The 23,311-nt window shown below is 64.6% G+C and carries 8 protein-coding genes; all 8 read left to right on the top strand.

Annotation, left to right across the window (positions count from 1 at the left end; all coding sequences use genetic code 11):
* Nucleotides 1-185 precede the first annotated feature (185 nt).
* A complete protein-coding gene (locus IPG50_18505) occupies nucleotides 186-1,910 on the top strand; it encodes a hypothetical protein (GenBank protein ID MBK6694175.1) in 1,725 nt (574 codons plus the stop codon).
* A 2-nt stretch (nucleotides 1,911-1,912) separates the two neighbouring features.
* Nucleotides 1,913-5,731, top strand: a complete 3,819-nt coding sequence (locus IPG50_18500; protein ID MBK6694174.1) for a tetratricopeptide repeat protein — start codon at nucleotides 1,913-1,915, stop codon at nucleotides 5,729-5,731.
* Between the two features lie 17 nt (nucleotides 5,732-5,748).
* Entirely contained in the window at nucleotides 5,749-7,125 is a 1,377-nt protein-coding gene (locus IPG50_18495) for a hypothetical protein (protein MBK6694173.1), read from the top strand.
* Nucleotides 7,126-7,348: 223 nt separating this feature from the next.
* Nucleotides 7,349-7,618, top strand: coding sequence for a hypothetical protein (locus tag IPG50_18490; GenBank protein ID MBK6694172.1), 270 nt, complete (start codon nucleotides 7,349-7,351; stop codon nucleotides 7,616-7,618).
* Between the two features lie 79 nt (nucleotides 7,619-7,697).
* Nucleotides 7,698-9,878, top strand: coding sequence for an AgmX/PglI C-terminal domain-containing protein (locus IPG50_18485; GenBank protein MBK6694171.1), 2,181 nt, complete (start codon nucleotides 7,698-7,700; stop codon nucleotides 9,876-9,878).
* 123 nt (nucleotides 9,879-10,001) lie between these two features.
* Nucleotides 10,002-10,907, top strand: coding sequence for a tetratricopeptide repeat protein (locus tag IPG50_18480; protein ID MBK6694170.1), 906 nt, complete (start codon nucleotides 10,002-10,004; stop codon nucleotides 10,905-10,907).
* Between the two features lie 356 nt (nucleotides 10,908-11,263).
* Nucleotides 11,264-21,313, top strand: coding sequence for a tetratricopeptide repeat protein (locus IPG50_18475; GenBank protein MBK6694169.1), 10,050 nt, complete (start codon nucleotides 11,264-11,266; stop codon nucleotides 21,311-21,313).
* Nucleotides 21,198-22,961, top strand: coding sequence for a hypothetical protein (locus tag IPG50_18470; protein ID MBK6694168.1), 1,764 nt, complete (start codon nucleotides 21,198-21,200; stop codon nucleotides 22,959-22,961). The genes IPG50_18475 and IPG50_18470 overlap by 116 nt, the downstream gene beginning before the upstream one ends.
* Nucleotides 22,962-23,311 lie beyond the last annotated feature (350 nt).

The following is a 23,311-nucleotide window of genomic DNA, read 5'->3' as shown; positions in this document are numbered from 1 at the left end:
GCCTTCTCGCCTACACGGCGAAGTGGCCATCGACTCGGTCTTTCGGGGGAGTAGCCTCGCCCTTCGCTGCGGTCCGCCCCTCTTGGTTCTTCGCTTGGTTGACGCCGTTCCTGCGGCGCTCGGCCTGTCTCTGAGCAGCAGTTCATCAGCCTTCTGTCATCGGGCTTGGTCCCGAGGAGTTCACGATGCGGAAATCCGTGGCGCGCATGTTCGTATTGGCGTCGGCCTTCACGGTGTTGGTCCCGAACCTCGCCGAGGCACAACGCCGCGGTGGTGGGAAGAAGCCACCGACGACGCAGCCGAAAGCGGCAGACGTCGAGCTCGATGACACGCCCACGTCCGCGGCCGGCGGCAAGGCCGTCGACCACAGCCCGCCGCCACAGGCCGGCCAGATGACCGAACAGGCCGCGCAAGCGAAGCGCCTCTTCGACGGCGAGAAGTGGCAAGAAGCCGCGCTCGCCCTCGACCGCGTTCGCAAGGGCGAGACCGGCGACGACGAGGGCAACAAACAGATTGCCCAGTTCAACCTCGCGAAGTCCCTCTACAACCTGAAGTTCTACCAGGCGGCGTACGGCATCTTCAGCGAAATTGCCGAGAAGCCGAACCACCTGAAGTTCAACGAGACGCTCCTGTGGCTCGCGAAGCTCGCCACCGACCTTCCTGAGCCCGCCGACATCGTCGAGCGCGTCGGTCGATACAACGACGAGCAGATCGCTAAGTTCAACAACTCCAACCAGCGCGATCTCTACTGGCAGCTCAACTACCTGCTCGGTCGATACAAGTACCGCAACCGTCAGTACGAAGACGGCCTCCGGCTCTTCGCCAAGGTCGATCGCCAGTCGAAGTACTACGTGCAGTCGCAGTTCTTCGTCGGCATCTCGAACGTCCAGCTCCGCAAGTCAGTGCCGGCTGTTCAAGCGTTCCAGCGCATCGTCGGCGCCATCGACGAAGGTGTCGAGGGCGTTGAAGACGAAGCCCGCATGCGCGACCTCGCGTTCTTGTCGATGGCGCGCACGTACTACTCGGCGTCCATCAAGCTCGACGAGAACAACCAGCCGAAGCCCGACGAGCAGAAGATCAGCGCCGCGGCGAAGTACTGGAACAAGGTCGACGTCGCGAGCGAGTACTGGCTCCCGGCGCTCTTCGAGGAGTCTTGGGCCTACTTCATGGCCGGCGACTACCCCCGCGCGCTCGGGAACATCCACACCATCGAGGCGCCCTACTTCCCGAACTCGTACTTCCCCGAGGCGCAGATCCTCCGCGCCGTCATTTACTTCTTCAACTGCCAATACGAGGACGCGCGCACCATCGTCGCGACCTTCCAGCAGAAGTATCAGCCCATCTACGACGAGCTGAACAAGGTTCTCAGCCGTTTCAAGGGCGACAACCAAGAAGAAGCCTTCTTCAAGTTTCTGAAGCAGGTGCAAGACGGCAAGGCGGACCTCAAGAGCAACATCGCTCCCATCGTCAAGGCCGCGCTCTCCGACCGCCAACTGCTCCGCAACATCGAGTACGTGAAGGTGCTCGACGATGAGGGGGGGCGCTTCAAGACGAAGTCGCAGTCGTTCCAAGGTTCGGCCCTCGGGGCCGACGTCAAGGACTCGCTTCAGCTCGCCCGCGACCTCGCTGTTCGGAACGCCGGTCAGCTCGCGCGCGACCGCTACCAGCGAAACCTCGACGAGTTGAACGAGCACCTCCGCGACGCGGCGAAGATCCTTATCGACATCACGTCGGCCGAGCGTAACCAGCTCGACGTCGCCATCGCTGGCGGTCAGGTCACGCAGGCCGAGTCCAAGGCCAACATCGTCCGTCCCGACGAAGAGCACGTTGTGTGGCCCTTCGACGGCGAATACTGGCGTGACGAACTCGGCTTCTACCGTCAGACCATCACCTCGAAGTGCGGAAGGTAACGATGAACCGCAATATGACCGACAGACTCTTTGCCTTCGCCCTTTCCGTCTCCCTCGTTGGGGTTGCCTCGTCGGCTCGCGCCGCCGAGGTCTGCATCGCGGCCTCCGCCGAGAAGGAGCTCTCGACGTGCCCCAACAAGACCGCCGGGTCTTTCGACGTCGGCAAGCACGGCAAGAAACCCGACGTGACCTTCCGCACGGCGCCGCCGCCGCAGGACCTCAAGAAGCGCGATCAGGTCAAGAAGCCGCCGAGCCCCTCCGAGCAGATGACGGCGGCTCAGCGCGACGAGCGTGCCAGCAAGCTCAAGCAGCGGCAGCGCGCCCTTCTCGTGACCGAGATCCAAGGTCTCGAGAACCTCTTCAAGACGACGGCGAAGAACGCCGCCGACCGCCCCGACATCGCCCGGCGCCTCGCCGAGACCTACGTCGAGCTCGTAGGCGCCGCCAACCGCGAGAAGATCGAAGCGGAGATCAAGCGCGACAGCCTCAAGAAGTCGAACCCGGCAGAAGCCGGCAAGCAACAAGCGACGGCGAACCAGGCCAACGCGATCCTCAACAGCGCGCGCACCAAGGTCCAGTTCTACTACTCGGTCATCAAGAACGAGTACCCGAACTACCGCGCCCTCGACAAGGTCCTCTACTACCTCGCCTACGAGTACGAGCAGCAGAACGACAACGCCAACGCGCGTAAGGTCTACCTCGAGCTCATCAACAAGCGCCCCGACTCGAAGTACATCCCGAACGCTTACCTCGCCTTCGGTGAGCTCTTCTTCAACGAGGCTCAGGGCGATCCGTCGAAGTGGGACCTCGCTCAGCAGGCCTACACCGAGGTGCTCAAGTTCCCGCCCGAGAAGAACAAGGTCTTCGGCTACGCTTGGTACAAGATCGGTTACGTCTTCTGGAACAAGGGCGAGTTCGACAAGTCGCTCAACGCGTTCAAGAAGGTCATCGAGTGGGGCAACGGCTACAAGGATCAGCCGGGCGCCTCGAAGCTGGCCGATGCGGCGCGCAAAGATACGATCCCGGTCTACGCGCTCAAGGGCGATCCCCGCGCCGCCTACAACTTCTTCAAGGGCATCTCAGGCGACGCCGGCGGCTCGAACGAGAAAACCTTCAACATGATGGACCAGCTCGGGATGAACTATCTCGACACCGGTCACTATCCCGAGGCCATCGAGCTCTACAAAGACCTCATGACGCGCGACCGCGGCAGCGCGCGGATGTGCTCGTACCAGGCTCACATCACCGAAGCGACGATGGCGCTCAAGTCCTCCAACAAGGACGTCATCCGCGGTGAGCTCGACGCGCAGGTCAAGAACTACAACGAGTTCAAGAGCAGCGGTCACCCGGCTGATGCGAAGCAAGAGTGCGCCAACAAGACGGCCGCGCTCCTCGCCGAAACGGGCATGGCCTGGCACCTCGAAGCCGTTGGCTCGCAAGGGCAACGCGGCACCGGCGACCAGAAGACGATGACGCTTGCGGCGTACACGTACAAGAAGATCGTCGACACCTGGGACGCCAAGACCTTCGCGTCGTTCCAGTTCCCGCGCATCGTCAAGGAAGACTGGCCGACGATCTACAAGGTCAAGTACGCCATGGCCGACCTCCTCTACTTCCAGCAGAAGTGGGCGGAGTGTGGTCCTGCGTTCGACTCCGTCGTCGAGGAAGATCCCAACTCGTCGGAAGCCGCCGAGGCGGCCTTCGCGTCGGTGCTCTGCTACCAAAACATCTACGACGCGACCCACAAGGGCGGCGAAGACAAGAAGGGCATGGGGAATCTGCCCGGCCAGGGCAAGAAGACCGAGGACCAGAAGAAGGCGGAAGAGAACGCCAAGCTCCAACCGAAGCAGCTCACCGCGTCCCAAAAGGGCATGGTGACGGCCTTCAACCGGTACATTTGCTACATCAAGCCCCCGGCCAGCGACAACCAAGGCCAGGAACAGCTCGTCGAGGTCAAGTACGCGCGTGCGCGCACCTACTTCGAAGCGCAACGGTGGGATGAGGCGGGCCTCGCGTTCAAAGAGATCGCGATGAACCACGCCGATCGCGACGTTGGTATCTACGCGGCGCAGCTCTACCTCGAGAGCATCAACGTCCTCGGGTCGAACATGAACCCGCCGCGGCCGCAGTGCTACGACGACATGGCCGGCGACGTGCCCAAGTTCATCGAGCTCTATTGCCAGGGCGAGAAGGCGACGAAGAACCAAGAGCAGTGCGTCATCATGAAGCGCATTCAGGCGGACATTCGGCGCCTTCAGGCGCAGAAGCTCGTCGAGAAGGCCGACAAGGGCGGCGCGTCGGCGCTGCAGGACTACGAAAAGGCCGGCGGCCTCTATCTCGAGCTCTATCGCAACAATTGCGAAGCGCCGGTGCGTGAGGGCAAGCCGCCGACCGCCGAGAAGTGCGACGAGCTCGTGTACAACGCGGCCCGCGCGTTCCAAGCCGGCCGCCTCATCGCCAAAGCCATCGCGGCCCGCATGATTCTGCTGAACCCGCAGAACAAGATGGAGAAGAGCGATCTCGCTCGCAAGGCGATGTACGAGATTGGCGGTAACTACCAAGCCATCGCCGTCTATGACCAGGCGGCTGAGTGGTACGAGAAGTACGCCAAGGAGTTCCCGAAGGGGGACAAGGCCGACCAAGCGCTGAGCGACGCGGTCATCCTACGCCTCGGCCTCGGCGACGAGCAGAAGGCCATTGAGGACGAGGGGACGTTCCGTCGCAACTACGGCGGCACAAAGCCCGCGCAGACCGCGGCGATCTCGTTCGCCATCGGCGCCCACTACGCGGAAAAGGAGCAGTGGGAGAAGGCGAAGACCACGCTGCAAGGCGCCATGGGCGTCATCAGCAAGGCGGCGCCGGACATCCAGGTGCAGGCGCACGCCACGCTTGGTCACTCGCTGTCCAACATCAAGGGCCAGCAAGGGGCCGCTGGCGCCGAATACGCGAAGGTCCGCGCCCTTTGGACCGACCCGGCCGGTGCCGTGAAGAAGATCGCCGAGGCGTACCCCGGCGAGGACGAAGGCGCGAAGCAACGCCGCCTCGGCAAGGCCCTCAACGCAGTCGGCGAAGCCATCTTCTTCGCTGCGGAAGAGAAGCGAAAGGCCGACGTCGAGACGATCAAGTTCCCCGCGTACAAGGGGGCGGGTACCAAGGACGACGTCCTCAAGCACGTTCAAACCAAGGTCAAGGCGTGGCTCGAGAAGAAGCGCCCGGCCATCGAGAAGGTCGAAGCCGACTACAAGAAGATCGTCGAGCTTCAGCCCGAGCCGCCGCCGAAGTGGGTCATCGCGGCCGGTTCACGCGTCGGTCTCATGTGGGGCGGATTCGTTGACGAGTTCCGCGCCGCACCGATCCCCGAGGCCTGGAAGAAGGACGACGAGATCCGCAACACGTACTTCTCGAACCTCGACCAAGCGAGCGAGCCCATCAAGGTGCAGCGCGCGAAGCCGGCGCTCGTGACCTGCCTCTCCTACTCGGTCAAGTACCAGTACTTCGACGGCTTTTCGCGCGATTGCGAGGTGTGGCTCGCGAAGAACTACAAGTCCGAATACAAAGTCGTCGACGAGATCCGCAGCGCTCCGACGCTCTCCAACAGCGGTCTCGACGACCGGTCGCCGCCGCTGAACCTCGGCGGTCAGCTCTTCCACGGTCGCGACGAGAACGCGAAGCCCACCGAAAAGGCTGGCTCCGCGAGCTCCGACGAGAAGGACCCGAAGCCCGCCGCTGGGAAACCGGCCGCCGCCAAACCCGCCGCTGCTCCCCCGCCGAAGCCCAAGGGCGGCGGCAAGGGCGGCGGTCTTCCCGGGAAAAAGAAGTGAGCAGAGGAGTAAGGACCATGACGCACAACGCACTCCCGAACCGCCTCCTCACGGCCCTCGCTTCGTTGCTCATCGCCGCCGGCTGCGGCGGCGGTGGCGGCGAAGGCAAAGGCCCCGACAGTCCCGCCGGCAAGGGCGGCCCGAGCACCGCTGGTCAAGCTGTTGCTCCTGCAGCGCAAGACAAGTTCGATGCGGCGCTCGAGGCCTTCGTCGCGCACGACAAGGCGAACGACTGGACCGATCCCGTTTGCGCCGAAGTCGCGAGCAAGTTCCAGGCGGCGGCGTCGGAGCAGAAGGGCGGCAAGTTCCCCGAAGCCGTCTTCAACCAAGGTCTATCGTTCCAGCGCTGCGGCAACGAGAAGGACGCGCGCGCGAAGTTCCAGGAAGCGCTCGGCCAAGATCCGAAGTTCCACCACGCTCGCGCGCAGCTCGCGCTCTACCAGTACAAGGCCGACTCGAACGAAGACTCGGCCATCTCGGCGCTTCAGCAGACGGTCCTCGACGCGCAGTTCCAGAACGTCCCGGCGCTCGTCAACTTGGCCATGTTCCAGATGCAGCGCGACTCGGCGACGCCGGGCGAAGGCTGCAAAGACGACATGGACTGCGCGAAGCGCAACCTGCAACGAGCGCTCGCCATCGACGACGCGTACATGCCGGCGTTCAACCAGCTCGCGCTCTACTACTTTCAGCAAGCGAAGAAGCGCGCCGGCGCCGTCAAGGTCTCCGGCAAGGGCTCGCGCGGTCGCTCCATCGCGACGAACGCGGCGCTCGGAAAGCGCGCCGACGTGCAGCAGCTGGAGCTTGCGGCGCTCGTGTGCTCGCAAGCCATCCGCAAGAACGCCGGATACGCGCCGATCTACAACACCGCGGGCCTCATCCAAAACGAGCTCGGTCAGGTCAACGGAGCTGTGTCGTCGTTCGCCAACGCCGCCAAGTTGAACCCGAAGTTCTTCGAAGCGCAGATGAACCTCGCGGCCGTCAACCTCTCGTTCCGCGGCTTCGAGCAGGCGGAGCGCGCCTACAAGAAGGCGCTCGAGATGCGGCCCAACGACTACGACGCGCACCTCGGCCTGGCGCTCGCGCTTCGTGGCCAAATCACGGACTCGAACTACGACCAGCAGGTGGCCGCGGTTCAGGGCGAGCTCGACCAGGCGAAGAAGCTCGACGCCAATCGCCCCGACGCCGTCTACAACGAAGGCATCCTCACCCAGGAATACAAGGCCAAGTCGGGCGCCGACAAAGCGAAGACCATTCAGGTCCTCGAGCAAGCCTCCGGCATCTTCCAGCAGTTCGTCGAGAAGGCTGCCGGGAAGGCCGAATACGAGGGCGCGGCCAAGCGCGCTAAGGAGCGGATGCAGGACATCAAGGACACCATCGAGTTCTTGAAGCTCTGATGGCGCCTTCGGGGTCGGCCTCCCCCCATCGACGATTTTCAGGACCCGGCGGGAACCTCTTCCGCCGGGCCTTGTCACATCCGATGTTGATGGAAGTTTGACTCTCGGAGACGCAGAATTTCGACGCGGAGCGGTTTGACCTGGTTGACCCGCACCAGATACACTGACACTGTAACCCCGCGACTTGACCCATTATTGGATCTCGAGGCGGGCTGAGGTGACCATGAAGAAGGTCGTTTTTGCGATTCTGCTCTCTCTGACGGTTTCCGGCTCTGCGTTCGCGCAAGAAAAGGCGGGCGCGAAGCCCGCTGCCGGCGGTGGTGACAGCAAGGAAGGCTACGGATACGAGTTCTCTGACGATCCCCTCAGCGCAGGTGGTTTCGGTCCCCAAGACGCCACGATTCGTGTGCGGCCCGGACCGGTTCGGACCACGCTGATCCGTCCGCGAACCTCCTTCGTGCCTGAGATGCTGAAGTCCGTCGAAAACCTCTGAGCTTGTTTTTCTGCTCGGTCGCGTTGTGGCCGAGCTCACGTAAGGGATGGACGCCGCTCCGCGGCGAAGAAGGACGACGATGGAAAGCCAGGGCAAGGCCAAGGTCGCGCTAACGTTCGCTCTTTACCAGGGCGACCAGCTCGTTCGTCGCGAGACGATCGCGCAAGACATCGTGAAGGTCGGCAAGGACCCTCGGAGTCACCTCCGAGTGGACGACGAGCTCGCCTCGCGCATGCACGCGGTCATCGAAGTGGCCTCGCCGTCGGACATCACGCTGATCGACCTTGGCTATGAGCCGGGTACGCTGGTGAACGGTCAGCGGGTCAACAAGTGCAAGATCCGTCCTGGTGACCAGGTTCAGATCGGCGGCACGCTGATCCAACTGGAGAACGCCGAAATCGCCGGGGCTGGAGTCGCCGCGGCACCGCCGGCTCCTCCGCCGGCGCCCGCTCCCGCAGTTCCCAACTATGCGAACGACGAGCCTACCGCCGTCGGTGCTGCGCCGGTTCCGCCGGCAGCAGGGTCGGGTCGCCCCGCTGCGGCGACGGTCCCCGGCGCGAACCCCTTCGCACCGGCCGCGGCCGCCGCGCCCCCGCCGAACCCGTTTGGGGGGGGAGCGTCTGCGCCTCCTGCGAACCCGTTCGCCGCGCCAGCCAATCCGTTTGCAGCGCCGAACCCCTTCGTGGCGCAAGCCGCTCCGCAGCCGGCGTACGGCGCGCAGTTGGTGGACGTCGATCCCAACGCGCCCCCGGGCAGCTACACGTACCAGATCGTGAAGAGCGGTCCGGAGGTGAGCCCCGACGAGGTAGAGGTCTCGCACCTCAGCACCGTCGAAGTCATGATCATGTGGGACACCAACGTCCTGCACGTCGAACACCTGACCCCGCCGCGCTCGTATTACGTCGGTGAGGAAGCCGGCACCAAGGAGGCCTCCTGCGACTTCTTCGTTCCGAGCGAGACGCTCGGCACGACACGAGCGCCTATCGTCGTCGCTCGCGGCGGCAGCGCGGCCCTCATCGTGCTCCCGCGAACCACCGGGACCGTCGACATTCCCGGCCAGGGCAAGATCACGCTCCACGATCTCGTGCAGGCGGGCCGCGCGCGTCCGTCATCGGAGCTGAGCGGCGCCTACGAGTTCGAGCTTCCCGCTGGCGCGAAGGCGCGCATGGAGCTCGAGGGCGGGCTTACGTTCCAGGTCTCGGCGGTGAACGCCGGCAAGAAGGTGCCGACGGGCATGTTCGCCCAGAACGAGACGGCCGCGTACATGTTCACGGGCCTATCGTTCCTCATCCACATGGGCATCGTGGCGACGCTCGCCTTCTTCATGCCCGCGATGGGCGCTGACGACAGCGAAGCCATCGATCGCGATCAGATGCTTCGCATGAAGGCGCTGCTCGATGCGGCCGCTGAGCGGGAGCAAGAGCAGCGCGAGACGGAGCAGCAGCCCGACGCCAACGCCGACAACAAGGAAGGCGGCACCGGCACGCGTGCGAAGGGTGAAGAGGGGTCCATGGGTAACCCCAACACGAAGGACACTGGCAAGCGCTACGGCGTCCAGGGTCCCCAAGACAACCCGGACCCGCACCTCGCGCGTCAGGCAGCCCTCAAAGAGGCTGCCGAGTTCGGCATGATCGGTCTGCTCAACGTTGGCGGCGGCGCCGACCCGAACGCGCCGACGGCGCCGTGGGGACGCGAAGACTCGCTTGGCAACGATCCCATGAGCGCCCGCGGCAACATGTGGGGTGACTCGATCGGCGACGCCTTCGGCGCCGGCGGTCTCGGTCTCTCGGGCGTGGGTGAAGGTGGCGGCGGTCGCGGCGAAGGCATCGGCCTCGGCAACATCGGCACCATCGGTCACGGCGCCGGCACCGGCACCGGTCAGGGCTTCGGCAACGGCCACGGCCGCATCGGCGGCTCGCACAAGACCAAGGCGCCAAGCCTTCGTCAGGGCCAGACGCAGGTCAACGGCCGCCTCCCGCCGGAGGTTATCCAGCGCATCGTTCGCCAGAATTTCGGTCGCTTCCGTCTCTGCTACGAGAACGGTCTGCGAACCAACCCCAGCCTCGCGGGACGCGTGGCGGTGAAGTTCGTCATCGACCGTTCGGGTGCCGTCTCGACGGCCCAAGACGGAGGCTCTGACTTGCCGGACCAAGCGGCGGTGCAGTGTGTCGTCCGGGGCTTCGGGAATCTCTCGTTCCCGCAACCGGAAGGCGGCATCGTCACCGTCGTCTACCCGATCATCTTCAACCCGGGCGACTGACACGCCCGAAGCGGCTTCGCTACGAGTCTCCGTGACGGCTCGCGAGAAATCGCGGGCCGTTCGGCCTTTGTGCGCGCGGATCCAGTGGACTCAGGCGGTGCGGTTCTCCTATTCTCCCGCGCGATGAAGACGCTGGTCGCCGCCTCGCTCGTGCTCCTCGCCACCGGATGCAGCCGCAACCCCATCGAGGCCGTGAACCTCTCGAACGAGGGTGACAAGGCACGCGCCGCCAACATCGACGAGGCCATCTCGAAGTACGAGCAAGCCACGCAGCTTGATCCGTCGAACCACCGCATCATCAACAAGCTCGCGACGGCCTACCAAAAGAAGGAAGCGTGGGACAAAGTCGCGAGCACGCTGGTGCGAGCCGAGAAGATGGCTCCGACCCACGCGAACTTCTTCTTTCTCCACGGTCACGCCATCGTGAAGCAGGCGGACTCCCCGAAGCCGACGGCGAAGTGGGAGGAGGCCAAGGAGCCGCTGCTGCAGGCGATCAAGCTCGACCCGAACATCGCCGACGCGTACTTCGACCTCGCCGAGGTGCTGCTCCACGCCGACGATGAGGCGGGCGCGATGCAGAACTACACAAAGGCGATCGAAGCCAAGCCCGACGAGCTCACGTTCTACGGACCCTTGGCGGAGCTCTACATCGCCAACAAGTTCTACGAGCAGGCCGAACAGGTCTTGAAGGAAGGCCTGGGCTTCAAGAAGGAAGGCGACAAGACGGCCTACATTCTTCACTCGCTCATGGGCCAAGTGAAGATGGAGAAGGGCGACATCTCCGGCTCCGTCGCTGACTTCGAGGCGGCCAAGAAGGCTTGCGACAAGTGCAACGAGAAGGGCCAGCAGATCACCTTCTTCAACCTCGGCGTCGCCTATTCGCGGGCAAATCCCCAACGAAAGAACGAAGCCATCCAGCAGCTCCAGGCCTTCTCGAAGACCGTTTGCCGGGGCTCGGCAGCGAAGCGGTACGAAGACGAGTGCAGCCAGGCGAGCGAGATCGTCAAGCAGCTCGGCGGTACCATCTGACCGGCCGCGCCTGAGCTGACATCCTACATCGAGGCCGCGAACGCCTCGCGCTTCCGTCGTCGTCGCCCCGCTCCTCAGCGTTGCGGGAGCGCCCGTGGCGCCGCGTCCGAGCGCACATCGTGCGACGCAGCGTCAGGCCGACCGCTGAAAGAAAATCCCTCCATCTTGGCGCGCACATCCATCGCCGCCTCTGTTAGCCTGGCTTCGGTTTCGTCCGCCCGCTTCATGGCGGACGGCTGCCCGGTTGCACAGAGGCACCCGGGTCGTCGTATCGAAGCTCTCCTGCGCGACGCACTCCGCTGTCGTCGTTGTCGTGCAAGAGTCTCTCCAGCCGGTTGAATCGACCGAGGACATCCATGGATCTTCAGGAGCGTTTCACGAACCTCGAGACCAATCGCGATTGGCAAACGCTGATCGATGAGCTCGAGAAGGGCATCAGCGCGGCTTCGGAGGCCGCTGCGAAAGCCACCTGCCACTTGCGACTCGGGCGCGTGCTCGAGACCAAGTTCCTGGCGGGAGCCAAGGCGCTGCGGCACTTCCAAGATGCCTACAAGTTGAACCCGGCGCTCATCGAGGCTCTCGAGGCGGCGCGGTCGATTTACTGGGACCTCGGAAAGCTGAACATGGTCCAGCGCCTGCTTGAGCTCGAGCTCAAGGCCGGCGCGTCGGGGCCGTCGGCAGCGCTGTTGCTCCGTGAGCTCGGTGACGTTCAAACGGATGCTGGCGAATACGACAAGGCGATGGCGACCTACGGCAAGGCCGTGGCCGCCGGGGCCGGCGAGGACGCCGCGGCGTGCCTCTCGGACCTTCAGACCACCAGCGATTCCTGGCAGGAGCGTGTTGCCGGGCTGCTGCGTGCCGCCGGCGCGAGCGATGACACCGGCCGCCGCGCGAGGCTCCTCCTCCGCGCTGCGCGCATGTCGAAGCGCTTTGCTCCCGACGAGATGGAGCAGCAGCTCGCGAAGGCCTACGCCACAGATCCGCTCGATCGCGAAATCGCTCTGACGTTCGAAGGTCTCTTCGCGGAGAAGTCGCGGCTTGAAGAGCTCGAGGCCACGCAGGTCGAGATCCTCACGACCATCGAGGACCGCGGGCGCCGCGCCAAGGCTGCGTTCATGTTCGGCAAGCGCTGGGTGCAGCGCCACCAGAACATCGACGTCGGGGCGCGCTTCCTTGAAGACGCGCTCAAGCTTGATCCCGACAACGAGGGCGCCTTCCAGTTCTTGAGGGAGGTCTACGGCAAGAAGGGCGGCGACTGGGAGCGCGTCGTGAAGCTCGCCGAAGAAGCGGTCGAGCAGGTGGGCCAGAACGGCACCGCGACGTTCCTCCACGTTCAGGCCGGCACCATCGCGTGGCGCGAGCTCGGCAACATGATCCGCGCGCGCAGCCATTTCGAAAAATTGGTGCAACTTGCACCCGAGCACCCCCAGCTCAAGGCCTTTGAGCTCCAGATCGGCGAGACCCTCAAGGACAAGCCGAGGACGTCTCGTCCAGCGGAAGAGGAGACCTCCTTCGCGGCGCTCGGCGCCCTGCTCGATGAAGAGCGCGTGCGCGCGTCTCAAGCGCCGCGACGTGGACCGCAGTCGTCGAAGCGACCGTCTCGCGAGATGCCTGCCGCCGCCCCTGAGCCCGAAGCGCACCCAGAGCCTGTGCAAGCGCGCGAGCCGTCAGCGCCGCCGCCGGCGCCTGAGCTCGAAGCGCAACCGGAGCCCGTGCAAGCGCGCGAGCCGTCAGCGCCGCCACCGGCGCCTGAGCCCGAAGCGCAACCGGAGCCTGTGCAAGCGCGCGAGCCGTCAGCGCCGCCGGCGCCTGAGCCCGAAGCGCAACCGGAGCCTGTGCAAGCGCGCGAGCCGTCAGCGCCGCCGCCGGCGCCCGAGCCCGAAGTGCAACCGGAGCCGGTGCAAGCGCGCGAGCCTTCGGCGTCGCCGCCCCCGGCCGCTCAAGCGTCGGCCCCGCCGCCCGCGGCCTCCATCGCGCCGGCGCCCAAGCCGGCCGCGCAACCTGGCGACCCTGGCAAGATCGCAGAGCTGCGCGCGCAAGCCGAGAAGCAGGAAGCCGCCAAGCGCTTCAACGACTACGTCAAGACGATCCTGCAACTCGCGGGGCTCGTCGAGGAGACGTCTGAGAAGGTCGCGCTCTTCATGCGTGCCGCGGATCTCTACGTCACGAAGTTCGCGAACCAAGCGGAGGCCGTGAAGGCCTACGAGCAGGTCATTGGTCTCGAGCCCGACAACGCGACCGCCGTCGACTACCCTCGTCAGGCGTATGAAAAGCGCCGCGACTGGGAGAAGCTCCTCGGCCTCGAACGTCGCGAGGCCGAGCGCCTCGACGCCGGTCCCGCCCGAGCCGCGAAGTTTCACGAGATCGCCAAGCTCGCCACGGAGCGCGTCAAGAAGCCTGAGATTTGCATCGAGTTGTGGCAGGAGGTCCTCGCCAGCGACGACGGCAACCTCGACGCGTTGACGGCCCTTGGGCCGCTCTACGAGCGCACGAAGGAGTTCGACAAGCTTGCGCAGGTCTTGGAGCGTCAAGCGGAGCTGAGCTACGACAACGCGAGCAAGATTCAGATCTTCGGGAAGCTCGGCGCCATCTACGGCGACCGCCTGAACAACGATGAAGGTGCGGTCAACGCGTGGCGTGCCCTCCTCGCGCTCGATCCGAACGAACGCAAGGCCCAAGAGGCGCTGAAGAAGAAGTACCTCGCCCTCGGCCGGTGGGACGACCTTGAGGTCTTCTACGCGGAGAGCGGCAAGTGGGACGAGTTCATCCGCGTCCTCGAGCAGCAGGAGGCGAAGGAAACCGACGCCCAGGCGAAGATCGGCCTTCTCTTCAAGATCGCCGAGCTGTGGGCCGACAAGAAACAGAAGAACGATCGCGCGGCCAAGGCCTACGAAAAGGTTCTTGAGCTCGAGGCCACCAACCTCCGCGCCGCCGAGGCTTTAATCCCGATCTACACGACGGCGAGCAACGCGAAGGCGCTTGCCTCGGTGCTCGAGGTAAAGCTCGGTCATGAGGAGGATGAGTCGGCCAAGATCGCGCTCTTGCGCGAGGTCGCGGCCCTTTGCGAGGGCAAGGTCAAAGACCCGCAGCGGGCCTTTGAGCGCTACCTCTCCGCCTTCGAGCTCGCGCCCGCCGACGAGCAGGCGCGCGTCGACGTCGAACGTGTCGCGAAGGTGACCGGCGCGTGGGACAAGCTTGAGTCGGCTTATGTGCGAGCCGTCGAGGGGGCCGACAACAACGGCGAGCGCGATCTCGCGATTGCCTTGCGCCTTCGCCTTGGCCGCGTGCTCGTTGAAGAGGCGGGGCGAGTCGACGACGCACTCGCGACGTATCGCGCGGTCTACGAGGCCGACGGCGAAAACGCCGAGGCCATGGGCGCCCTCGAGCGCCTCTACCGCCAGACCGGTCGGCACAAGGACCTGCTTGAGATCTACGAAAAGCAGCGCGATCTCACCTACGAGCCTGACCAAAAGCGACGCATTCAGTACGAGATCGCCAAGCTCTACGAAGCGGAGATGCGCGACGTCGACAAGGCCATCGAGACGTACACCGCGGTGCTCGACGACGAGCCCGCAGACGCGCGGGCGCTCGCCGCGCTCGACGTCCTCTACGGTCAGCTTGAGCGCTGGGAGCCCTACGCCGACGTGCTTCGTCGACGCATCGACCTGGAGCAAGGCACCGACGCCCTCGTGGACCTCAAGTTCCGTCTTGGCACGACGCTCGAGAAGCACCTCGGCGACGCGCCCGGCGCGCTAGAAAACTACCGCGAGATCCTCGCGCTCAAGCCGACGCACGACGGCGCACGCTTGGCCCTCGAGGCCCTCCTCACGAACGAGGACCTGAAGGCCGATGCCGCCTCCATTCTCCAAGGAATTTACGAGGAGCGGGGCGACTTCCAGAAGCTCATTGGCACCTTGGAGATTCTCGCGGCGACCGAATCTGTCCCCGCTCAGCGTGTCGCGCTTCATCGGAAGATCGCCCGCATCGCAGGGGCATCGCTCTCCAACTACGATCGCGCCTTCGACGCCCTCGCCACGGCGCTTCGAGAAGAGCCCGCCCTTGCGGAGACGCGTCACGAGATCGAACAGGTCGCCGATGTCGCCGACGCGTGGAGCAAGCTCGTAGCGCTCTACAAGGAGATCGCTGGCGCCGTGGGTGATGCTCAGCTCGCTCGCGAGTATTGGCTCAAGGTCGGCGCTGTCGACCAGAAGCTCAACCTCGTTGACGATGCGGCGCAAGCCTACACCCAGATGCTGGCCCTCGACGCGGCCGACGCGGACGCGCTGCAGGCTCTCGAAGAGCTCTTCAGTCGCACCGAGCGTTGGACGGATCTGATCGGCGTCATTCAGCGCCGCATCGACCAGACGTTCGAGCCCGAGGTCCGCGAGTCGCTCTTGGTTCGCACCGCTGAAATCTACGACCAGAAGCTCGCCAAGCCCGACGAAGCCATCGCGGCCTACAAGAAGGTGCTCGAGCTCGACGCCGCCAGCCTGCGCGCGCTCCAAGCGCTCGATGCGCTCTTCACGCGTCAGGAGCTTTGGACCGACCTCGCCGAAAACCTCGAAGCCCAGCTCGGCGTCGTCACCGTCGATGAGCAACAGATCGATCTCATGCTCCGTCTCGCGGCCCTCCGCGAGTCACGGATGCAAGAGGTCGAGGCTGCCATCGAAGGCTATCGAACGGTGCTGGAGCGCGAGCCGACCAACGCCGACGCGCTCCAGGCGCTCGAGCGACTTGGCAAGGAAGCGCAACACGAGCTGGTCATCGCGGATCTCCTTGAGCCGCTCTATCGGCAGCTCGGCGACTTCCAGAAGTTGATCGGCGCCCACGAGGTGCAGGTCCGCCGCAGCGACGACGTCGCCCGCAAGGTCGAGCTGCTCCACCAGATTGCTCAGCTCCATGAGGACTCGGCCGGCGACCTGGCGTCCGCGTTCTCTACGCTCGCGCGCGCCCTCAAGGAGGACGCCGCCAACGAGACGACGCAGCAGAACCTCGATCGCGTCGCCCGTGCAACGTCTCGCTTCGCGGACCTCGCACAGGTCTACGAGCGGCTCTCGGAAGAGCTGCTCGGCGCTGGCGAAGGTGCGTCTGACGGCGCTGCCCTCGCGAGTTCGCTGCTGATGATGGCCGCGCGTGTCTACGAACAAGACATGGGCGACGTCGAGACCGCGGTCCTACGGTACCGCAAGGTCCTTGAGGTCGACGGTGGCAGTCAGGCTGCGGCGCTCTCGTTGGAGCGCTTGTTCCGCGGCATCGGCCGCTACGCCGATCTCTCGCTCGTGTTGCAGAAGAAGGCTGAGATCGTCGACGAGCCGGCCGAAAAGAAGGACGCGCTGTTCCAAGCGGCGCAAATCGAAGAGGACGTCCTCGAGAAGCCTGAGGCGGCCATCGCCGTCTACAACAAGATCCTCGAGATCGACGCCGATGACTTGCGCGCCACTGACGCGCTCATCAAGCGCTACCTCGGCCTTTCACGCTGGAACGACCTCTTGTCGGTCTACGCCAAGAAGGCCGACCTCGTGGCGGACCCGGAAGAGAAGAAGCGAATCTTCTACCAGGTCGGCGCCGTCTACGAGCGCGAGCTGAACGACGTCGAGAAGTCCATCGACACCTACAACCGCATCCTCGAACTCGACCCCGACGACCTCCAGGCCTTGTCGCGACTCGACGTCCTCTACGAGCGCGCTCAAAACTGGGCCGAACTCCTCAACGTCCTCACCCGTGAAGCGGAGATGACGGGCGATCGTGCTGAGGGGATCAGCTTCCAGTACCGCATCGCGGAGCTCTACGAGAAGCGCCTTGGTGACGTCACGCGGTCGATCGAACTCTATCGCGACATCCTCCAACAGGAGCCCTCTCACGAGCCGACGCTCAAGGCCCTCGAGGCACTCAAGAGCGGCGACGTCGACCCGCTGGGTGCGGCCGCCGTCCTGGAGCCGGTTTACGAGGCGGCGACCGACTGGACGAGGCTCATCAGCGTGCACGAGGTTCAGGTCACGCACGCGAGCGACCCCTTCCAGAAGGTGGAGCTGCTCCACCGCATTGCGCGCCTCCACGAGGACGCGCTCGACAACCATCACGTAGCCTTCGACACCTACGCGCGGGGGCTCGCCTTCGACAACGGCAACGAACTCACCCTGCAGAACCTCGAGCGGCTCGCCATGGTCGTCTCGCGCTGGCAGCAGGTCGGTGCCCTGTACGACGCTGAGCTCTCGAAGCTCCGCGCCGACAACCCCGAGCGATTCGTCGAACTCGGGCTCCGCACGTCGCAGATTTTCGAGATTCAACTTGAGGATCTCGAAGGCGCCATCGAGCGGTATCGACGCGTCATCGAAGCGGACCCGGAGAACCAGGCCGCGGTCCGGTCCTTGGACCGACTCTTCTCGCAAGCGGAACGCTGGAGTGACCTCGCCGCCATCCTCAGTCGAGAGGCGGAGATTGGGCAATCGCCCGACGAAATCCTCGAGTTTAAGTACCGCCTAGGTCAGGTCCAGGAGCATCGCCTCAAGAACCTCGACGCCGCCATTGCCGCCTACCGGGATGTCATCAACGCAGCGCCGGAGCACCAGACGACGCTCGACGCGCTTGAGCAGATCTTTGGTCGCGGCGACAAGCAAATGGACGTGGCGGAGATCCTCGAGCCGCTCTATCGGGCCGCCGGCGAGTGGGAGAAGCTCTCCAAGGTCTACGAGGCGCAGCTCGCTCACATCACCGAAGAGGCGGACCGCCTCGCCCACTATTACAAGCTGGCGGAGCTCTACGAGGAGAAGCTCCTCGACACGCCGAACGCACTTGGCACCTTCGTGCGCGCCCTCAAGGAGTACCCGCTCGACGAGCGCAGCGGCGAAGACGCTCCCCGTCTTGCCGCCGCGGTGGATGGCGGATGGGAAGCGCTGGCGAACGCTTACGCCGACGTCCTGGGCTTGCACCAAGACCCGGCCGTTCAAGGGGCGATTGGAAAGCGACTGGCGAAGACCTTCGAGGACGAGCTCGGCGAGGTGTCCAAGGCGGAGGAGACCTACCGCTACGTGCTCACCGTCGATCCGCTTGAGGTGGACGCGCTCGCCAATCTCGATCGCATCTACGTGATGCTCGACTCGTTCCCCGAGCTCGCGGGCGTCCTCGAGCAGCGCGTGAAGGCGACGCAGGACACGCTCGAACTCGTGGAGCTCTATTCGCGGCTCGGTGACCTCTACGAGCAGCGCCTGAACCAGACGTCCGACGCGATCCGCGCGTGGCGACGCATCTTTGACGAGCTCGACAAGACGAATGACGGCGCGATCCAAGCGCTTGCGCGCATCTACCAAGAGACGGGCAAGTGGACGGAGCTGAACGGCGTCTACGAGCGAGAGCTTGAGAACGCCACTGGCGACGTGGCGGAAGCGGAGATTCGCGCGAAGATCGCGCGGCTCGCCTCCGAGCGCCTCAGCGATCCGCAGCGGGCCATCGACACCTGGAAGCAAGTGCTCGACCTCCGCGGCGAAGATCCGGAAGCCCTCGGCGCCCTCGCCAACCTCTACGAAGGCCTCGAGATGTGGCGTGAGCTCGTTGAGGTGCTCGAGCGCCAGTTCGAAATCGCTTCTGGCGACGACGAGCGGGTGAACATTCTCACGCGCCGCGCCCGCATTTTCAGCGACAAGCTGAGCAAGGACGAGGTCGCCCTCGAGGACTGGAACCGCGTACTCGACGTCGACTACGCGAACCTCGCGGCGCTCCGCGCGATCGCTCAAATCAGGCGCCGTCAACAGGACGCCAACGAGTTGGCGCAGGCGCTCCATCAGACCGTCGACCGGGCGACGAACTTCCTCGACCCCGACGAGCTCCGCGAGATCTTCCGCGAGCTAGGTCGCACGTATCAACAGGTCCTCCAGCAGCCCTATGACGCGGCCGACGCGTGGCGGAAGCTCCTCGAGAGCGGGCCAGACTGGGAAGGCTTCGACGCGCTGGAGCAGATCTACAGCTCCGAGGAGCGCTGGACCGATGTCATCGACATCAAGATGCAGCGGGCCGCGGCGACGGAAGATCCGGCGCAGAAGATCGAAGAGCTCCGCACGGTAGCCGCCATCTGGACCGACACACTAGGCGAGGCCGACTCGGCGACCGTCGCGTACCAGACGATCCTCGAGGCCGATCCCACCAACGACGAGGCCTTCACCGAGCTCGAGCGTCGCCACCGCGACGCAGGCCGGTGGGAGCCGCTCATCGAGCTCTATCTCGCTCGTCTCGAAACCCGCGAGGAGACTGGCGACAAGACGGAGCTGCTCCGCAAGATCGCGCGCGTTTTCGAGGAGCACCTCGACGACAAGGGCCAGGCCTTTGACGCGCTCGTCAACGCGTTCAGCGAAGACTTCCACGATCGCGAGACGGCCAAGTACCTCGAGCGCATGGCGCAGGCCACGGGGCGCTGGGGTGAGCTGATCCAGGCGGCCAACGGTTGGCTCAAGGAGCAGACCGAGCCGAAGCAAAAGATCCGCCTCTGCCTGCACCTCGCCAAGTGGTACGGCGAGGACCTCGGGCACCCCGAGTACGCGCAGCCCTATTACGCGCAGATCGTTCAGCTCGACCCAAACAACGTCGGCGCCCTGCGCCAGATGGGGCAGCTCTATCGGAAGAACGGCAACTGGCAACAGCTCGGTGCGACGCTCACGCGCGCCCTCGATGTCGCCATCACGGACGTCGACCGCAAGGAGACGATGACGGAGCTCGGCGAGCTGTACGACGCCCAGCTCAATCAGCAAGACCAGGCGGTCTCGTACTTCAAGAGCGCCCTCGAGGTTGACGGCGAGTTCCTCCCCGCCATCGAGAACCTTGAGCGCATCTACGCGGCGCGCGGCCAGAACCGCGAGCTAGCAGACATCCTGTCGCGCAAAGTCGTGGCACTCACGGCGCCTGTTGAGATCGCGAACACCAAGCTCCGCATCGCGGGGCTCTACGAGTCGAACCTCAACGACCCGACGAAGTCGGCGCAGGTCTACCGCGAGGTCCTCGAGATCGACGCCACCAACCTGCAGGCGATGCGCGGACTCGTTCGCGTCTACGAGGCGCTCCAGCAATGGGCCGAGCTCGTGCGAATTCTCGAAGCCGAGCTCGACGTGGTCACGACGGAGCGCGAGCGTATCGACGTCCTCATGCACCTCGCGCGTCTCCAGGAGGAGCAATTCCTCAAGGCCGACGTCGCGGCGCAGCGCCTCGAGCAGGTCATCGAGATCGACCCGAACCACGAGGAGGCTTATGTCGCCCTCGCGCGCAGCTATCGAAAGCTGCGCCAGTGGCTCGAACTCATCAACACCTACGAGCGCCACATCTCCGCGACGGCCGATCGGCAAACCAAGATTGAGCTCTACGGAGCCATCGCGCAGGTGTACTCCGACGAGATCGATGACATCGATCGCGCCATCGACGCGTACCGCAACATCGTCGACCTCGACGATACGCACATCGATTCGCTTGAGTCGCTCGCGAAGGCCTACGACAAGCAGGGCGACGCGGCGCAATCGGTCGAGTTCATGACACGCGTCGCGGACCTGACGCAGGACTCGAAGCAGCGCGTCGAGGCCTACTACCGCATCGGCAAGGCCCTCGACGAGAAGCTCGGCGACCGCGTCTCGGCGCAAGACCGCTACGAGATGGCGCTCGACATCGATCCATCGCACGTGGCGTCGCTTGCTTCGCTGCGTGTCATCGCGATGGACAACGCGGACTACGACCGCGCCGCTCGGTTCCTCGACCAAGAGCAGAGCTACACGGCTGCGCCGCGCCAGAGGGCGCGCCTCTTGGTCGAGCTCGGCCGCCTCCGCGAGGAGCGACTCGGCGAGCATGACAGCGCGGTTCTCGCCTTCGAAGCCGCTCGCGAGGCCGACGAGGAGAACGAGGACGCGGCGCTTCCGCTCGCCGATCACTACATCGGCGTCGAAGACTGGGAGAAGGCGGAGCCGCTCCTCGACATGCTCGTTCGCAAGGCGGGCAAGCGAGAGCGTCACGAGCAACACGAGCTGCAGCGCAAGCTCGGCGCCGTGGCCGCAAAGCTCGGCAAAGACGACAAGGCCTTCAAGGCCTACTCGGCGGCCCTGCAGCTTGACCTCACCGACCAGGCAACGATTCGCGGCCTCGCCGACGCGTCGTTCAACCTGAAGGACTGGGGCAACGCCCTCACCAACTTCCAGAAGGTGCTCACCTCGCTAGGCGAGGACGAGACGGAGGCGCGAGCCGACGTCTACTTCAAGCTCGGCTGCATCAAGCGCGAGCAGGGCCAGGCCAAACAGGCCATCAACAACTTCGAGAAGGCGCTCGGTGTCGATAGCTCGCACCGCCCGACGCTCGAAGCGTTGGTTTCGCCTCTACACGGATCTCAAGGACTACCGGCAGGTTGTCGCCTACAAGCGGCAGGTCCTCGACAACGTCTTTGAGGGCGAAGAGCGCTTCCGGATGCTCCACGAGATCGCGGATATCTGGAACGACCTCGACAAGAACCCGACGAAGGCCATCGAAGCCCTCGAAGAGGCTCGCGACATCAACCCCGGCAGCTTGCCGCTGCTGAACAAGATGATGCAGCTCTACCAGGCGACGGAGAACTGGTCGAAGCTCGTCGACACCATCGGCTCCATCGCTGAGATGGAGAAGGACTCGGCTCGCAAGAGCAAGTTCCTCTACACGATGGCCCAGATCTACCGCGACAAGGAGCAGGACCTCGACCGCGCGGTGGAGCTCTTCAACGACGCCCTCGACCTCAATCCGACGTTCCTCGAGGCCTTCGAGCGCATCAACAAGATCCTTACGACCAAGAAGGATTGGAAGGCGCTCGAGCGCGCGTTCCGGAAGATGCTTCGTCGTCTCTCGTCGGCGAACATCAGCCAGCCGGACCTCGAGTACAACCTCTGGCACAACCTCGGTCTCATCTACCGAGACCGCTTGGCCGACACGAACAGCGCCATCGAGGCGTTCAAGATGGCCACGCGGTACAAGCCCGATGAGGCCGTCGAGCGTCAGATCCTCGCGGAACTCTTCGAGGCGTCGGACCAGCTCGAAGCGGCCATCGGCGAGCACTCGATCGTGCTTCAGAAGGACCCGATGCGGATCGATCCGTACCGGAGCCTCTACAAGCTCTACTTGAAGATGCACGAGTACGATCGCGCGTGGTGCATGTGCGCTGCGCTCGCGTTCTTGCGCAAGGCCGACGAGGAGGAGCAGCGCTTCTTCGAGGATTACCGGCCCCGCGGCATGATTCAGGTCAAGAGCCGCCTCGACAACGAGCAGTGGGTGAAGAACCTCTTCCACAAGGACGAGAACCTCTTCATCGGCAAGATCTTCGACATGATCACCCCGGCGGCGATCGTGGCGAAGACGAACCAGCTGCGCGCGGCCCGGCAGCTCCCCGCGCTCGACAAGCGCTTCAAGCAGGACCCGGCCACGAGCACGGTGACCTTCGCCAAGACCTTCGGGTGGGCGGCGCAAGTGCTCGGCGTATCGCTGCCCGAGCTTTACGTTCGCAACGACGTTGCCGGCGCCCTCGTGGCCGTTCCGGCGGCGCCGCCGGCGAGCGTGGCCGGCCAAACGGTGCTCACGGGCTTCACACCCCAGGAGCTCACGTTCATCGTCGGCAAGCACCTCGCCTACTACCGCGGCGAGCACTACATGAGGAACCTGTTCCCGACGCTCAACGAGCTGAAGGTCATGTTCTTCGCGGCCATCAAGATCGTGATGCCCGAGTTTGCGGTGCCGCCGGAGATGGCGGCCGCCGTGAACCAGACGGCCTCGGAGCTGCAGAAGTACATGCAGCCCATCCAACGCGATTCGCTCCGCATCGTCGTCCAGAAGTTCATTGAGGACGGCGCCAAAGCGGATCTCAAGCGATGGCTCCAAGCGGTGGAGCTCTCCTCAGCACGGGCGGGGCTCTTGCTCTGCGCGGATTTGGAGATCGCCAAGAAGATCATCGGCGCCGAGCCACAAATGCCGGGCGACTTGCCTCCGGCCGACAAGCTCAAGGAGCTGATTGTCTTCTCGGTGAGCGAGCAGTACTTCGCCCTGCGCAAGGCGTTGGGCATCGCCGTCGGTTGACCACCGTGCGCGAGCGTGGCGCCCCTCGGAGGTGCCACGCTCTCTCTTGCCGTGCGCTGCTTCTCGTTCGTCGGCTGGTGCTCGGCGTGATGCTGGTCGCGCTCTTCGGCTGTCCCGCTGGGCAACCAGCCGAAGGGAAGGCTAAGGCCAAGGCGTGCACGCGCGTGGGTGAAAACTGCGAGTTTTCGCCAGGCAAACTGGGTACTTGTGTCGCGCGCGACGATTGCGTCGACGAGCGTTGCATCGTCTGTCAGTCGCAACACTGAGCGGCTCGGCCCAACGTTTTTTCGCAACTTCTTTCGCGGTCCTGCCGATGTACCGATGAGCGTCGCCCGAGCGGCGCTTTCGGA

Source organism: Myxococcales bacterium (assembly GCA_016703425.1).
GTDB lineage: Bacteria > Myxococcota_A > Polyangia > Polyangiales > Polyangiaceae > JADJCA01.
The sequence above is the reverse complement of the archived record's forward strand: the minus strand, read 5'-3'. Positions and strand labels throughout refer to the sequence as shown.